13 protein-coding genes are annotated in these 15,884 nt (G+C 66.6%); 8 read left to right on the top strand and 5 right to left on the bottom strand.

Features of this window, described 5'->3' with window-relative positions; genetic code table 11:
- Positions 1–5 precede the first annotated feature (5 nt).
- A complete protein-coding gene (locus tag G8760_RS10225; protein ID WP_207782213.1) occupies positions 6–683 on the top strand; it encodes an HAD family hydrolase in 678 nt (225 codons plus the stop codon).
- A 77-nt stretch (positions 684–760) separates the two neighbouring features.
- Here the strand turns inward: G8760_RS10225 and G8760_RS10220 are convergent, their stop codons facing one another.
- The 5 genes from G8760_RS10220 to G8760_RS10200 form a co-directional block, all read right to left on the bottom strand.
- Positions 761–3,316: an ABC transporter permease gene (locus G8760_RS10220; RefSeq protein WP_166350517.1), complete on the bottom strand. Its 2,556-nt coding sequence runs from the start codon at positions 3,314–3,316 to the stop codon at positions 761–763.
- 4 nt (positions 3,317–3,320) lie between these two features.
- Entirely contained in the window at positions 3,321–4,085 is a 765-nt protein-coding gene (locus G8760_RS10215; RefSeq protein WP_166350514.1) for an ABC transporter ATP-binding protein, read from the bottom strand.
- 190 nt (positions 4,086–4,275) lie between these two features.
- Positions 4,276–4,959, bottom strand: a complete 684-nt coding sequence (locus G8760_RS10210) for a response regulator (protein ID WP_166350512.1) — start codon at positions 4,957–4,959, stop codon at positions 4,276–4,278.
- Positions 4,960–4,961: 2 nt separating this feature from the next.
- Positions 4,962–6,185 (bottom strand): sensor histidine kinase, encoded by a 1,224-nt coding sequence (locus G8760_RS10205; protein ID WP_166350510.1) that lies wholly within the window; start codon positions 6,183–6,185, stop codon positions 4,962–4,964.
- Positions 6,186–6,321: 136 nt separating this feature from the next.
- Positions 6,322–7,230, bottom strand: a complete 909-nt coding sequence (locus G8760_RS10200; protein WP_166350508.1) for a RecB family exonuclease — start codon at positions 7,228–7,230, stop codon at positions 6,322–6,324.
- A gap of 125 nt (positions 7,231–7,355) precedes the next feature.
- Here G8760_RS10200 and G8760_RS10195 point away from each other — a divergent pair, with 125 nt between their 5' ends.
- The 7 genes from G8760_RS10195 (at position 7,356) to prcB (ending at position 15,872) form a co-directional block, all read left to right on the top strand.
- Entirely contained in the window at positions 7,356–8,462 is a 1,107-nt protein-coding gene (locus G8760_RS10195; protein WP_166350506.1) for a site-2 protease family protein, read from the top strand.
- Positions 8,463–8,530: 68 nt separating this feature from the next.
- Complete coding sequence (locus tag G8760_RS10190) at positions 8,531–9,388, top strand: tRNA (adenine-N1)-methyltransferase (RefSeq protein WP_166350504.1); 858 nt, start codon at positions 8,531–8,533, stop codon at positions 9,386–9,388.
- A 140-nt stretch (positions 9,389–9,528) separates the two neighbouring features.
- A complete protein-coding gene (gene arc / locus G8760_RS10185; protein WP_166350502.1) occupies positions 9,529–11,217 on the top strand; it encodes a proteasome ATPase in 1,689 nt (562 codons plus the stop codon).
- Positions 11,218–12,062: 845 nt separating this feature from the next.
- Positions 12,063–13,085 (top strand): Gfo/Idh/MocA family protein, encoded by a 1,023-nt coding sequence (locus tag G8760_RS10180; RefSeq protein ID WP_166350500.1) that lies wholly within the window; start codon positions 12,063–12,065, stop codon positions 13,083–13,085.
- Between the two features lie 38 nt (positions 13,086–13,123).
- The gene (dop, locus tag G8760_RS10175) at positions 13,124–14,635 is read left to right on the top strand and encodes a depupylase/deamidase Dop (RefSeq protein ID WP_166350498.1); all 1,512 of its coding nucleotides are present in this window, start codon (positions 13,124–13,126) and stop codon (positions 14,633–14,635) included.
- A 166-nt stretch (positions 14,636–14,801) separates the two neighbouring features.
- Positions 14,802–15,023 (top strand): ubiquitin-like protein Pup, encoded by a 222-nt coding sequence (locus G8760_RS10170; protein ID WP_166350496.1) that lies wholly within the window; start codon positions 14,802–14,804, stop codon positions 15,021–15,023.
- Between the two features lie 39 nt (positions 15,024–15,062).
- Positions 15,063–15,872 carry a proteasome subunit beta gene (prcB, locus tag G8760_RS10165; RefSeq protein ID WP_166351123.1) on the top strand — a complete coding sequence of 270 codons (810 nt, stop codon included), beginning with the start codon at positions 15,063–15,065 and terminating at the stop codon, positions 15,870–15,872.
- Positions 15,873–15,884 lie beyond the last annotated feature (12 nt).

The raw sequence follows: 15,884 nt of genomic DNA, 5'->3' as shown, positions 1-15,884 counted from the left end.
AGTACGTGGTCGCTACGCTTCCGGCTGCCGTTCTGTGGGATATGGACGGCACCCTCGTCGATACCGAACCGTTGTGGATAGCTGCTGAGGAGGACCTGGTCGCCAGGCACGGCGGCACGTGGACCGAGGCGGACAGCTTGGCGCTGGTGGGCAGCGACCTGTTGGTGGCCGGTGAGTACATCCGGTCCAAGGCGGATCTCCCGCTCAGCGCCGCCGAGGTGGTCGACCAACTTCTCGCCGAGGTGCTGGCCGGCGTCAAACATGGCGCCGAATGGCGCCCTGGTGCCTCTGAGCTGCTGGCCGCCCTACGCGACCATGGTGTGCCCTGTGGGTTGGTGACCATGTCCTACCGGGTGCTGGCCGAGGCCGTGGTGGCTCAGCTGCCCGCGGGGACGTTCGACGTCATGATCACCGGCGATGCCGTCACCCAGGGAAAACCACACCCGGAACCGTACCTGGCCGCGGCGGCCGAACTCGGTGTCGCACCGGCCGACTGTGTGGTTATCGAAGACTCACCCCCGGGAGCCGCGTCGGGTGTGGCGGCCGGGATGCGGGTTCTCGGTGTCCCGAACGCCGTCGAGATCGACCCGGGCCTAGGTGTGGTCGTGATCCGCAGTCTGGCCGGTGTCGTCCCCGGCGATCTCGCCGCCTTCTTCGACGCCGACGGCCCGATCCGCCGGTGACCTCTCGATCACGGACGGACCGGGCGCAACAGCCGCCGCGGCAGCAAGTAGACCCCACATGTGCTGCGGTTTCTCTCCTACTCGGTGGTGATGGCTCGTAGGACGTTCAACCGAGCCGCCCGGCGCGCTGGCCAGACCGCGGCCAGGATGCCCACCACCGCTGCCAGTACGAGGAACACCACCAGCTGGCTGATCGGCACGTCGAGGCTGGCCAATCCTTCATCGGCGAGGGCACGCTGCAACGAGATGCCGAACCCGAGCCCCAGTCCGATGCCGAGGACGGCGCCGAGCACGGCGATCGCGATCGACTCCAGCCGGATCGTGGTGCGTAGTTGCCGCCGGCTCAACCCGACCGCCCGCAGTAGCCCCACCTCCCTGGTGCGTTCCATCACCGACAGGGCCAACGTGTTGACGATGCCCAGGATCGCTACCAAGATCGCCAAGCCGAGGAGGGCGTAGACGATGTTCAGCAGTTGGTCCAGCTCATCGCGTTGCGACTGCCGGTAGTCCTCGTGGTTGCGGACCGTCACCATGGGCAGCTCGGCGGTGGCTTCGGTCAGACCCGTCTCGATAGCTCCGAGCTCGGCACCCGATGCGGCGATGACGAGCACGGTGGTGTCGACGGTGGGCGCCCCCACCTGCGTGAACGTGTCGAAGCCGACGATGTAGCCACCGGAGAGCAGTGGGCTGTCGGAATCGTAGTAACCGATCACCGGCACCTCGGTGGAGGCCCCAGCCATCTCGATGGTCACGGTGTCGCCGATCGCGACGTCGTCTTCTCGGCCGTCGCCGACCACCGCGCCGCCACCGGCGAGGTCACCACTACCCTCCACGATGTCGAAGTCGCTGGCCACCGCGAACGCGTCCGGTTCGATGGCGGTGATGGTCTCCTGGGAACCTTCGACGACGGCGAACGCCGAACGGATCGACGTCACGGTGTCCACGCCAGCGATGTCGCGGGCGCTGTCCGCCACCGTGGGGGAGAACGGCTCGCCCGCCGTGTTGTTGGTGATGACGAAGTCGGCGTGTAGCCCTTCGTCGAGTGCCTCGTCGATGCTCTTCTTGGTGGACGCCCCTACCACCGCGATCGCGGAGACCAACGCCAGTCCGATCATCAGCGCCGATGCGGTCGCCGCGGTCCGCCGTGGGTTACGCATGGCGTTCTGCCGAGCCAGCCGGCCGGTCGTCCCGAAGGCCGCGGAATACCAGCCCGTGATGACCTGGATCAGCGGCACCGAGATGATCGGGGCGAGCAACGCCACCCCAACGAACGTGGTGAGGATGCCCAGGCCGACGAACAACAACGCCTCCGGCACGGCGTCGGCCAACCCGGCCACCATCGCCGCCACACCGGCAGCTGTGAGCAGTCCGCCTAGCAATCCGTGGTTGCGTCGGGAAGAGCCGGTGATCGCCATGTCGTCGCGCATCGCCGCCACGGGAGGCACCTTCGACGCCCGCCGGGCCGGAGCCAGAGCGGCGACCATCGTCACCACGATGCCCACGGCGAACGCGACGATCACGGTCCGCGGCGCGAGCACCAGAGATCCGCTGAACTCCATGCCAAGCGCGCCGAAGATCACCTGCATCAGCCGGGCCAATCCAAGCCCGGCGGCCAGGCCCAACGTGCTACCGATCAGCCCCACCACAAACGACTCGATCATCACCGAGCGGGTGATCTGGGACCGCCGGGCTCCCAAGGCACGTAGAAGGGCCATCTCCCGGCTGCGCTGTGCCACCAGGATGGAGAACGTGTTGAGGATCATGAAGATACCGACGAACAACGCGACGGCGGCGAAGACGAGCAGGAAGGTGTTGAAGAATCCGAGACCTTCCTCGACGGCGGAGATCATCTCGTCGTCCACGTCGGCGCCCGTGCTCGCCTCCAACGAGTCCGGAAGAACCGCCGCTACGGTGTCGCGTAGCTCCTCGGCGCTCACGTCTGAGGCTGCGATGACCGAGATGATCGTGTACGCATCCTCCCCGTCGAGGAAGAGTTCCTGGGCGGTGCGCATGTCGAACGCCGTCATGGTCGCCCCGGCGAGGCCGTCGTCGTCGCCGCCGAACTGCAACACCCCGACGAGCTCCGCGGACAGTCTTGGCTCACTACCCAGGGTGACCAGGTCGACCTCGTCACCGACGTCCAAACCAGCCTTGTCGACGGTCCGGGCGTCGATAGCCACCTCACCGGGACCCTCCGGGCCGCGGCCATCGACGACGGTGACGACGGAGTCGTCGGCGAATGTGTCGGGGTCATACCCCACGCCCAAGCCGGGCCCGCCCATAACACCGACGATGTCACCGTCCTGGTCGAGTACCCCGACGCCTCCTGACTCGATTTCACCGTAGGCATCGGCCACCCCCGGCAAAGCCGCGATCTCGCCGACTAGATCGGCCGGGATGGAGACCGACGTGGTGCCGGCCAGCGCGGCGAAGCTGTCTTGGCCCTCCGGCGCGGCCGGGCGAACCAGAACATCGGCGTGCAGGTCGGAGAAGAGATCGCTGAACGTACGGTTGAGAGTGTCGGTGAACACGTAGGAGCCGGTGACGAACGCCACGCCGAGCACCACGGCGAAGGCACTCATACCCAGCCGCAGCTTGCGCGCGAGCAGGCTCTTGAGTGTGGCACGAAGCATGGACTCAGCCCACCTGTCCGGTACCGACGGCGTCGAAGCCCTTCATCCGCTCCAACACCTTCTCCGCGGTTGGATCGATCATCTCGTCCACGAGGCGGCCATCTCCGAGGAACAACACTCGGTCAGCGTGGGCCGCCGCGCCGGGGTCGTGGGTGACCATAACGATGGTCTGACCGAACTCCCGCACCGAACGGCGCAGGAAGGCCAGCACCTCAGCGCCGGATCGTGAGTCGAGATTGCCGGTCGGCTCGTCGGCGAAGACGATCTCGGGTTTGCTCAACAACGCCCGGGCACAGGCGACCCGCTGCTGCTGACCACCGGAGAGCTCATTCGGCTTGTGTTTGAGACGGTCGCTGAGGCCGACCGTCGAGATGATCGTCTCGAACCAGTCTCGGTCGACGCGGGTGCCCGCGATGTCGAGGGGCAGCGTGATGTTCTCCCGTGCCGTCAACGTCGGCACCAGGTTGAAAGCCTGGAAGACGAAACCGATACGGTCCCGGCGCAGGCGGGTCAGCTTTTTGTCGTTGAGCGCACTCAACTCGACATCGCCGATGAAGACTTGGCCGGACGTCGGTGTGTCGAGCGCGGCCATGCAGTGCATCAACGTGGACTTGCCGGAGCCGGAGGGGCCCATGATCGCGGTGAACTGGCTAGCGATGAAGTCGACGGTCACCCCATCCAGGGCGACCACCTGGGTGTCCCCGGCTCCGTAGACCTTGGTCAGGTCGACGGCTTTGGCCGCAGGCGGCCCGGAATCGTGGTTGGTCATCAAGAGATGCTCCCTCGGTTCGGCGCTTACACCCACGACTCTAGAGGCGCATCGGTCCAGCTAGATGGCATTCAGGTGGGGAGTGCGCACTCCGTCGCGAGGAGGACCCCGGACGCCGTCTCATCCTGCAGAAGGAGACTCAACCTGGCCGGCAACGATCACGTGACCGGGGCTGGGAGCCACGGCTGACTCATAGCGAGCCGGGGGTGATCAACCCGCTCTCGTAAGCGTAGATAGCGGCCTGAACGCGGTCTCGCACACTCAACTTGGTCAGCAGGTTGCCCACGTGGGTTTTGATGGTTGTCTCGGAGACCACCAGTTCGGCGGCGATCTCGGCGTTGGACATCCCGCGGGCGACCATCATCAGCACTTCGCGTTCCCGGGCGGTCAGATGGTCGAGGCTGGATGGCGTGGGAGCGTCGCTGGCCGGCAGCCGCGCCGCGAACATGTCGAGCAGACGCCGGGTGACACTCGGCGCCACGACGGAGTCGCCTCGCGCCACGGTCCGAATGGCGTGCACGAGTTCGTCGGCCGGCACATCCTTGAGCAAGAAGCCGCTCGCGCCGGCACGCAACGCTTCCACGACATACTCATCGAGATCGAAGGTGGTGAGCACCAGCACCCGAGGAGGCTGCGCGCGGGCGCTACCGGTAATGGCCCGAGTGGCCTGGACACCGTCCATACGTGGCATCCGAATGTCCATGAGCACCACGTCAGGTTGCAAAGCCCGGGTGTCGGACAGCGCGGCCTCGCCGTCACCGGACTCACCCACGACGGCGATGTCGGCTTCGGCCTCGAGGATCATCCGGAAGCCGGTACGGAGCAGCGGCTGGTCATCGACGAGCAGAACCCTAATGGGATGGGTGACCGTCATCTTCACACCGCCGGACGTTCGGAATGGTCGAAAGGGATCCGCGCCCGTACCTCATACCCGCCGCCTGGCTTGGGTCCGACCGCCAAGGTCCCACCATAGAGGGTCACCCGTTCCCGCATACCCAGCAGGCCATGCCCCGGGCGGCGGCCGTCGAGGGCGGCGGCCAGACCCCGGCCATCGTCGGTCACCGCGACGAGCAGCGCGTCGGACGTGCGCGACAGGCGCACCTCGGCCGTCGACGGTCCGGCATGCTTCAACGTGTTGGTCAACGCCTCTTGGACGATCCGGAAGACGGTGAGCTCGACCCCGGCCGGCACGTCGCGCACGTCGTCGTCGACGGTAAGAGTGACTCGCACCCCCGCACCCTGAACCTGCTCGATCAGATCCTCGAGATCCGCCACCCCCGGCTGAGGGCCCCGCATGGTGATCCATTCGGGTAAGTTCCGAGGCAACCCGCTACCGCGGAAGATGTCGAGGATGCGGCGCATCTCCGCCAAAGCCGACCGGCCGGTGGTCTCGATCGACCGCAACGCCTCGGCGGTGAGCTGTGGGTTCCGGGGCAACGATCGTTGAGCCCCGGCGGCTTGGACGGTCATCACCGATACGTGATGTGCGACGACGTCGTGGAGCTCCCGGGCGATCCGGGCACGCTCCTCGGCCAGCGCCGCCCGAACCTCGGCCGCGCGATCCTGCTCGAGGCGGTCGGCGCGTAGCTCCAACGCCGAGGCATATCGACGCTGCCGGTGCATGCTACGGCCGATGGCCAGCACACCGACGTACCCGAGTACGGAGAACCCGAGGTTGTACGTCGTAGCTGCGGACAGTCCAAGATCGTCGAACTCCACGATCAGATGTGTCGCGGTGACCGCGATCTGCGCGACCAACACCACCAACGCGCCGGCCAGGTTGGCGTAGGCGCCCGCGGAATAGATGGCGACGAGGACAACCAGCAAGGGGCCCACTGACGCGTAGTTCCACACCAGGTACAGAAGCATCCCGGCGCCGATCGCCAACCCGGACGTCACCGGGAAGCGGCGGCGTACGGCCAGCGGTGCGGTAGTGACGACGGCCAGCAGCAGGCAGAGTGCGTCGAAAGGCCGCGTTTCGACGTCTTCCAGGTCGTAGATGACCGTGGACACCACACTGACGGCGAGCAGAACCGCGACCACGAGGCCATCGAAGAGCCTGTGATCGATGCGCGCTCGCTGACCAGGCGGTTCAGTCATATACACCAACGGTAAGGGGCGGCATGAGCGATGCCTTCATCCCCGACGCCGAAGCCTCTTCTCCACCTTAAGGACGATCCGGCGGCAGGGGAGTGCCTTAGAACCCGCGCGTTCCTAAGGTGCGGCCCAGGCCGCCTCAGACGTCGGCCGCGGACGTCCGTGGCGACGGTGCTTCGGTGTCCGAGACCGAGATCACCGGCGCCTCCGGGAGCGGCGGCGGCGTGCCCCCGTAGGCGGGGCACAGCGCCTGGTGGGAACACCAGTCACACAGCCGGCTCGGACTGGGCCGCCAGTCGCCGCTGTCCATGGCACGCTGGATAGCCGTCCACAGCGCACCCAACTTGCGTTCGGTGGCGCGCAGGTCGGCCTCGTCCGGCTCGTACCGCAGGACCTCCCCGCTGCCCAGGTACACCAACTGCAACAGACGGGGGACCGTGCCGTGCAGCCGCCACAGTACGAGGGCGTAGAAGCGCATCTGGAACATGGCGCGCTGCTCGAAGCCGGCGCGCGGGGCCTTTCCCGTCTTGTAGTCGACCACCCGCAGCTCCCCAGTGGCGGGGGCGCGGTCCAACCGGTCCACGTATCCGCGCAGAGTCAACCCGGAATCGAGCACCGTCTCCACGTAGAGTTCCCGCTCCGCCGGCTCGAGCCGGGTCGGATCCTCCAGCTCGAAGTAGCGGCGGACCAAGCCCTCCGCGCCGCCCAGCCACTCGTCGAGAGCCTCGGCATCGGCACCGAACAACTCGGCCACGTCCGGCTCGTCGGCCAGCAGCTGCTCCCACGCCGGGCGGACCAGCTGGACAGCCTCGGCTGGGGTGCGTTGGTCGGCCGGGAGGTCGAACAGCCGCTCCAACACCGCGTGCACCACGGTGCCGCGGGTGGCGTCGGGGCTGGGAGGCTCGGGAAGCCGGTCGATGCTGCGGAATCGGTACAACAACGGACAACTCATGAAGTCAGCGGCGCGCGAGGGAGACAGGCTCCACACCGGCGGAGCCGGATGTTCACCGGCCGCAGTAGCCGCTGGCTGCGCCACTGGGGTGTTCATGCCCAAGAAGCGTAGACGACGGCACCGACAGGATCCCGGAGCGGCGCGGCCCATGGAACGGTTTTCCGACGAGGGCGGACCCCGCGGTTCCGTCCCCACCGTGTGTTAAGCCGTACGCTTCTCGTATGCGGTTCGGCGGCTGGCGCAATCTTCGGCTCGGACGGGTGGCCGGGATCCCCGTCCACGTGAGCCCCACGTGGTTCGTCGTCGCCGCGGTCATCACCGTTGGATTCCAGCCGTTCGTCGCCCGCACCTTTCCCGACCTCGGCTCCGCCGGGTACGTGGTCACCTTCGCCTTCGCCGTCCTCCTTTATGTGTCCGTGTTCCTTCACGAGGTCAGCCATGCGCTGGCCGCGCGGGCGTTCGGCCTGCCCGTGCGCGGCATCACGCTGCACTTCCTCGGCGGACACACCGAAATCGAGCGCGACGCCCCTACTCCAGGACGCGACCTGCTCGTGTCCGCCGCCGGACCAGCCGTATCGCTGGCGCTCGGAGGTTTGGCCCTGGCCGCGTCCATCCCGGTCACCGCCGACATACCCGAGTATCTACTCCGGGTGTTGGCCGCGGCGAACATCGTCGTCGGCGCTTTCAACCTGCTACCCGCACTACCACTGGACGGCGGGCACATGTTGCGGGCGGCCGTATGGCGGTTCACCGGCGACGAACACCGCGGCACCCGCGTAGCCGCCCGCGCCGGACAGGTCCTCGCGGTGCTCGTGTTGGCCGTCCCGTTCGCCGTCGCCGGAGGCCGGCCCACCACGTTCGGACTGCTCTGGGGGGTGCTCGTGGCCTTCATGCTGTGGAGCGGAGCCACTCAGAGCCTGGCCGTCGGGCGGATGCGGGCGCGGCTACCCGACCTAGACCCACGTCGGCTTCTCCGCCGAGCGGTGGCCGTGCCACCCGAACTACCGGTGTCCGAGGCGCTGCGCCTGGCCCGCGAGCGCGGCGCCAGGTCGATGGTCATCACCAACAGCGCCGGTGCACCCACCGCCCTGGTCAACGACGCCGCCCTCGCCGCGATGCCAGAGGAGCGGCGGCCCTGGGTGCCGGCCTCCGACGTCGCACGCCCGTTGCGCTCAGGCATGGTGGTGGGTGTGGACATGCGCGGTGAAGATCTCCTGCGTGCCATGCGCCATGAGCTGACATCCGAGTACCTCGTCGTCGACGAACAGGGCCGCATGCTCGGGGTACTGGCCGCGTCCGACGTCGACGCCGCACTGGCCGGCCGGTAAGCGGCCGGGGCGGGTAGCCGCCGTGCTGCCGGCCGGACGGACCAGCGCCGGTTGTTAGCCTTCGTCGCATGGCGACCACCGAGACCGCACGGCGTTCCGGCCCATTCCGGGCGGGTGATCAGGTTCAGCTCACCGACCCGAAGGGGCGGCACCACACCATCACCCTCGACCCCGGCCGGGAGTTCCACACACACAAGGGTTCGTTCAAACATGACGAGCTGATCGGCGCTCCGGAAGGCAGCGTCGTCGTCTCCACCGGTGGCACCACCTACCTGGCGTTGCGTCCGCTGCTGGCCGACTACGTTCTGTCCATGCCGCGCGGCGCCACCGTGATCTACCCGAAAGACGCCGCGCAGATCATCGCCATGGCCGACATCTTCCCGGGCGCACGTGTCGTCGAGGCGGGGGCGGGTTCCGGCGCCTTGGCCATGTCGCTGCTACGTGCGGTCGGAGAGCATGGCCATGTGCACTCGTATGAGCGACGCGCCGACTTCGCCCAGATCGCTACGGAGAACGTCGAGCGGTTCTTCGGCTTCAGTCCGCACACGTGGCGCCTGACCGTTGGCGATCTCGCCGAAGCCGTCGACGACACCGACGTCGACCGAGTGATCCTCGACATGCTCGCCCCCTGGGAATGCGTCGACGCCGTGGCCAGCGCCATGGTCCCCGGCGGGGTGGTGTGTTGTTACGTCGCCACCACCACTCAGCTGTCCAAGATCGTCGAGACATTGCGCGAACACGGCGGGTTCACCGAACCGGAGAGCAGCGAGACGTTGCTGCGCGGCTGGCACGTCGAAGGGCTAGCCGTCCGTCCCAACCATCGCATGATCGGCCACACGGGTTTCCTGGTCACCGCACGCCGCCTCGCCCCAGGTGTCACCGCGCCGGTCCGTCGCCGGCGACCCGCCCCCAGCGCACAGGCCTGACCGGACCGCGGCTCACAGCGAAACCTGGCCGCGCCGACGATCACGTCACCATCTCGTCACGAGAGGCCTACCGGAGGCGTGATCCGGGTATGCGAATGTAGGGTCAGGGATACGAGGAAGCCCGAGGAGGAGGTGCGACCGTGGCAACGCATGACGACGGCTTCGAGCACACACGCCGGGGAGCAGGGCGTGAGCCTTCCGAGCTCGCTGGTGAAGTGGCATTTCTCGAGGCGAGATTGGCTTCGGTCAACGCCCAGAACGAGCGGCTGGCGGCGACACTGCGGGAAGCCCGCGACCAGATCGTGACGCTGAAAGAAGAGATCGACCGGCTGGCTCAACCGCCATCCGGATTCGGCACCTACCTGGAAGGCCACGACGACGGCACGGTGGACGTGTTCACCGGTGGGCGAAAACTGCGGGTGGCGGTGAGCCCCGAGGTCGATTCGTCGATGCTGCGCCCAGGCCAAGAGGTCATGCTCAACGAAGCGCTCAACGTTGTGCGCTCGTTGGAGTTCGAGCAGGTCGGCGAGGTCGTCATGCTCAAGGAACTGCTGGCCGACACTGAACGCGCACTCGTCATCGGCCACACCGATGAGGAACGCGTGGTCCGGCTAGCCTCGCCGCTGCGAGACTCCGGCCTGCGTTCGGGTGACTCTCTGCTGCTCGAACCTCGTTCCGGCTTTGTCTACGAACGCATCCCCAAGAGCGAAGTCGAAGAACTCATCCTCGAAGAGGTCCCGGACATCGACTACGTCGACATCGGTGGCCTGAAAGGGCAGATCGACCAGATCCGCGACGCCGTCGAACTGCCATATTTGCACGCCGATCTGTTCCGAGAGCACCAGCTGCGGGCCCCCAAAGGGGTGCTCCTGTACGGCCCGCCCGGCTGCGGCAAGACACTCATCGCAAAAGCGGTGGCCAACTCGCTGGCCAAGGAGGTCGCTCGGAAAACCGGCCGGTCGGAGGGCAAGTCCTACTTCCTCAACATCAAGGGCCCCGAGCTGCTGAACAAGTACGTCGGCGAGACCGAACGGCACATCCGTCTGGTCTTCCAGCGGGCCCGGGAGAAGGCCAGCGAAGGCACCCCGGTCATCGTGTTCTTCGACGAGATGGACTCCCTGTTCCGGACCCGCGGTTCGGGTGTGTCATCGGACGTGGAGAACACCATCGTGCCCCAGCTGCTGTCCGAGATCGACGGCGTGGAGAGCCTCGAGAACGTGATCGTCATCGGCGCCTCCAACCGCGAAGACATGATCGACCCGGCCATCCTGCGGCCTGGGCGCCTAGACGTGAAGATCAAGATCGAGCGCCCGGACGCCGAAGCGGCCAAGGACATCTTCAGCAAGTACCTCACCACTGGCCTACCTCTGCACGGTGACGACGTCGCCGAACACGGCGGCGACCCCACGGCCACGGTGGAGGCAATGATCCAACGGTCGGTCGAGCGTATGTACTCCGAAACCGAAGAGAACCGGTTCCTCGAGGTCACCTACGCCAACGGCGACAAAGAAGTGCTGTACTTCAAGGACTTCAACTCCGGCGCAATGATCCAGAACATCGTCGACCGGGCGAAGAAGATGGCCATCAAAGACGCCCTCGACACCGGCGTCAAAGGTATCCGCGTGCAGCACCTGCTCAACGCCTGCTTCGACGAGTTCAAAGAGAACGAAGACCTCCCGAACACCACCAACCCGGACGACTGGGCACGTATCTCCGGGAAGAAGGGTGAGCGGATCGTCTTCATCCGGACCTTGATCTCGGGCAAGTCCGGCACCGGCGAGGCCGGCCGCTCGATCGACACGGTCGCCAACACCGGCCAGTACCTCTGACACCGGCTAGTACCTCTGACACCGGCTAGTACCTCTAACACCCGACCGCTACCTCTAACACCGGCTAGCACCTCTAACACCCGACCGCTACCTCTCACCAGGGGGCCGCGAGAACCGCTCGGTTCCGCGGCCCCAACGTCTGCCACCCCACCACTTGTGCACCTGATCTCCGTTTTGACGCCTGATCGTTTTCATGGCGACGATCAGATGCGTCGGCGGTGACGACGGCCAGTGCCGACGGGCGGTAGCGGCACCTGATCGTCTCCACGATGTGGGACGGTTGGCGATCAGATGCACAAACCGTCGCCTGGCGTCCGGTAGTGCATCTGATCGTGTTGCGATGGGCGCAAGGTGGACGTGCTGGGCGCGCGGGTGCCCGTCAACGGACGAGGGTAGGGCCGTCGGATGACGCTTGGTGCGCTGACCGCTTGTTGGTGTGGGTGAAATGTCGCAGATGTGGAGGCGGTCAACGCACCAACCCCAGGTCCTTGCACACCGGGCTACCCCGGTGAGCCCCGGGCAAATCCCCTGGGGAAGTCGGCGGGCCCCGCACGCCACCGCCGCATCCGCCCCGTGGGCGAACGCCGCATCCGCATAGCACGGTGCCGCCTCGAAAGGATCAGATGTGCTACCGGACGCCATACGACGGTTGGCGCATCTGATCGCCGACCGTCCCACATCGTGGAGACGATCAGACGCCGCTACCGCCCGTCGGCACTGGCTGTCGTCACCACCGACGCATCTGATCGTCGCCTTAGAAACGATCAGGCGTCAAAACGGAGATCAGGTGCACAACGGGTGTGGTGGTGGGGGAGTGCCCCGGGGCGGTCGCTAAGGTCGGCGTCATGAGTGACATCGACGAACGGGTGATCGGGTGGGGCATCGTCGCCACCGGTGACATCGCCCACAGCGTGGCCGCCGACCTGAAGCTCCTCGAGGGCTCCCGGATCGCGGCGGTCAGCTCCCGGGTCCAGGATCGAGCTGACACGTTCGCCCGGGAATTCGGCGTGACCACGGCTTATTCGTCGGTGCGGGCTCTTGTTGAGGATGACGCGGTGGATGTGGTCTACGTGGCCACCCCACACCCGCAGCATGCCTACGCCGTGCGGCTGGCGGCCGAGGCGGGCAAGGCGGTGTTGTGCGAGAAGGTGTTCACCCACTCGCTTGCGGAGACGGAGTCTCTGGCGGCCTACGCCGTCCAGCAGGGTGTGTTCTGCATGGAGGCTATGTGGACCCGGTTCAACCCACTCATCGTGAAGGCCCGGCAGATGGTGGCCGACGGTGTCATCGGTGACGTTCGGATGGTGAGCGCGGAGCTGGGTTTCGCGTCCACCCACGGGCCTGATCATCGACTGTGGAACCGCCCTTTGGGCGGGGGCGCGCTGTTGGATGTTGGTGTCTACACCGTCGGCTTCGCGCAGATGCTGCTGGGTGCTCCGGCCGAGGTCGCGGCCGTGGGTACGCTCACCGATCAGGGTGTCGACGCCGAGGCGGGCCTGTTGCTGAGTTGGCCCGGTGGCCAGCGCGCACACATGGACGTGTCGTTGCGATCGCCGTTGGCCGGCGCTGCCAGCATCGTCGGCACGACGGGACGGATCGAGTTCGCGCCGCGGTTCCACCACCCGGGGCGTATGACGTACGTGCGGACGCCCGAGCGTGGCGTGGAGCACCCGGAGGTGTTCCAGCACCTGTCGGAGGGGCACGGCTATGTGCCGATGCTCCGGGCGGTGGCGCAGGCGGTCCGTGAGGGTCGGACCGAGTGCCCGGAGATGCCGCTGGCCGACACCGTCGAGGTGATGCGAGTTTTGGACGACGCACTTGGTCAGCTCGGCGTCGAGTACCCGGATGTAGCACCGGCCGGGGCGTGATAAGTCGCCCCCGGCCGGGTGTCACGTAGGCTCGATACATGAGCGCACGCCGCATCATGGGGATCGAGACCGAATACGGCATCTCGGTGCCGAGCAACCCCGCCGCCAACTCGATGCTCACCTCGTCGCAGGTGGTTAATGCCTATGCTGGCCAGCGCGCCAGGGCCCGGAGGGCACGCTGGGACTTCGAGGAGGAGAACCCCCTGCGAGACGCCCGCGGGTTCGAGCTGTCGCGTACTGGCGCCGACCCGAGCCAGCTGACCGACGAAGAGATCGGGCTGGCCAACGTCATCCTCACCAACGGCGCCCGCCTCTACGTGGACCACGCCCATCCGGAGTATTCGTCGCCTGAGGTCACCAACCCTCTCGACGCGGTTCTCTGGGATAAGGCGGGGGAGCGGGTGATGGCTGAGGCCGCCCGGTTCGCCGCTCACCTTCCCGGTGCGGCTCCCGTCCAGATGTACAAGAACAACGTGGACAACAAGGGTGCGTCGTACGGCTGCCACGAGAACTACTTGATGAATCGGTCCACGCCGTTTGCCGACATCGTCCGGCATTTGGTGCCGTTCTTCGTTTCCCGGCCGGTGGTCTGTGGCGCCGGGCGGGTCGGCTTGGGGCAGGACGGCGGCCGCGACGGCTTTCAGATTTCTCAGCGGGCCGACTACTTCGAGGTCGAGGTCGGTTTGGAGACGACGCTGAAACGCCCGATCGTCAACACCCGAGACGAGCCACATGCCGACCCCGAGCGGTATCGCCGCCTCCATGTCATCGTTGGCGACGCCAACCTGTCCGAGATCTCCACGTACGTGAAGATGGGCAGCACGGCGCTGGTACTCACCATGATCGAACAGGGTTTTCTCGGCTGGGATCTGGCTATCGAGCGCCCGGTCCATGCGTTGCACGAGGTCTCTCACGATCCAAGCCTGCGTTACCTGATCGAACTCACCGACGGCCGGCGGTTGACCGCGGTGCAGTTGCAGGCGGAGTACGCCGAGCAGGCGCGCAAGTTCGTCGAGGATCGCTTCGGGCCGGACGTCGACCCGATCACCGCGGACGTACTCGATCGGTGGGAGTCGATCGTCACGACGCTGGGCAACGACCCCATGGCGCTGGCCGACCAACTCGACTGGGTGGCCAAGCTCGCGCTTCTGGAGTCCTACCGCGAACGGGACGGGCTGGACTGGTCGAGCCCCAAACTGCATCTGATCGACCTGCAATACTCAGATGTCCGCCCCGAGCGTGGCTTGTACCACCGGCTGGTGGCCAAGTCGCGGATGCGCAGGCTGCTGGATGACACCCAGGTCGCCCGGGCGGTGCATGCGCCGCCGGAGGACACTCGGGCATTCTTCCGGGGCCGTTGCCTGGACAAGTACCCCGAGACGATCGCCGCCGCTTCCTGGGATTCGGTGATCTTCGACCTGCCGGGGCACGACGCCTTACAAAGGGTGCCTACCCTTGATCCGCTGAGGGGCACCAAGGCACATGTGGGGCGCCTGCTGGACCGCTGCGACACCGCGGTTGACCTGGTGACGGAGCTGACCGGACGGTGAGCCCGACGCCGTCTCGCCCGGGGGGTCCGGCAACGAAAACGGCGGGGAGCTGCGTGCGCCGGTTCGCCCAAGGCGAAAGATCATGTGCATCACGAACCGGTCCCTAGGGCGCCGATGTCACTTGGGCCGGATAAGGTCGTACTGAGGCGACGATCGGAGGTTCACGATGGCGCGTGAGACAGGTGGCGGGCAGCAGCGTAAGCAGCCTCGCCGGAATGAAGACGCCGAGACCACAGAGGCCCAGGCGGCGGAGGCTTCCGAAGAGGTCAAGGACCGGCAGGAAAAGCTCGCCGACGATGTCGATTCGATGCTCGACGAGATCGACGAAGTCCTCGAGGAGAACGCGGAGGACTTCGTCAGGTCGTTCGTCCAGAAAGGTGGAGAGTAAGTGGACCTGTCCCAGATCGGACGGTTGCCAACGGCCTTCATGGTGTCGGGGACGTCGTCGTTCACCGACTTCCTGAGCCAGTACGCGCCCGAGCTACTCCCTGGACGGCGGCTGGCCGCTGACGCGGGGCGCGGCGATTTCTCCGGCTTGGCGCCACACGGCACCACCATCGTCGCGGTCACCTTCCCCGGTGGCGTGGTGATGGCCGGTGATCGCCGGGCCACAGCCGGCCACTTGATCTCCCAGCGCGACGCCGAGAAGGTCTTCCAGGCCGACGAGTACTCCTCGGTCGGCATCGCCGGCACCATGGGCATCGCGATGGAGCTTGTCCAGCTGTTCCGGCTGGAGTTGGAGCACTACGAGAAGATCGAGGGTACGGTCCTGTCGTTGGAGGGTAAGTCGAACCGCCTTGCCCACATGATCCGGGCCAATCTCGGGCTGGCGATGCAGGGCCTGGTGGCTGTCCCGCTGTTCGCAGGGTTCGACCTGGGTAGCGAGCGGGGCCGGATCTTCTCGTACGACCCCACCGGCGCACGCTCGGAAGAGCACGAGTATTACTCCGTCGGTTCGGGTTCGTTGTTCGCCAAAGGGGCGTTGAAGAAGCTGTACCGGGCCGATTTCACCGCCGAGGAGGCCGTGACGGCGTGTGTACAGGCGCTGTACGACGCCGCCGAGGATGATTCCGCCACCGGCGGCCCGGACCTGCATCGCCGGATCTTCCCTATCATCGCCGTGGTCGACCACGACGGCTTCGACCGCTATTCCGACGATGCCGTTGCCCCGATCGTCGATCGGGTCGTGTCGGCCCGCAGCAGCCGCCCGGACGGTCCCCAGGCGCCGCTGAACTAAAGAAGCCCCCGC

The organism is Phytoactinopolyspora limicola (assembly GCF_011320225.1).
Classification (GTDB): domain Bacteria; phylum Actinomycetota; class Actinomycetes; order Jiangellales; family Jiangellaceae; genus Phytoactinopolyspora; species Phytoactinopolyspora limicola.
Note: the sequence above shows the minus strand (reverse complement) of the source record. Positions and strands in the feature narration are given on the sequence as shown.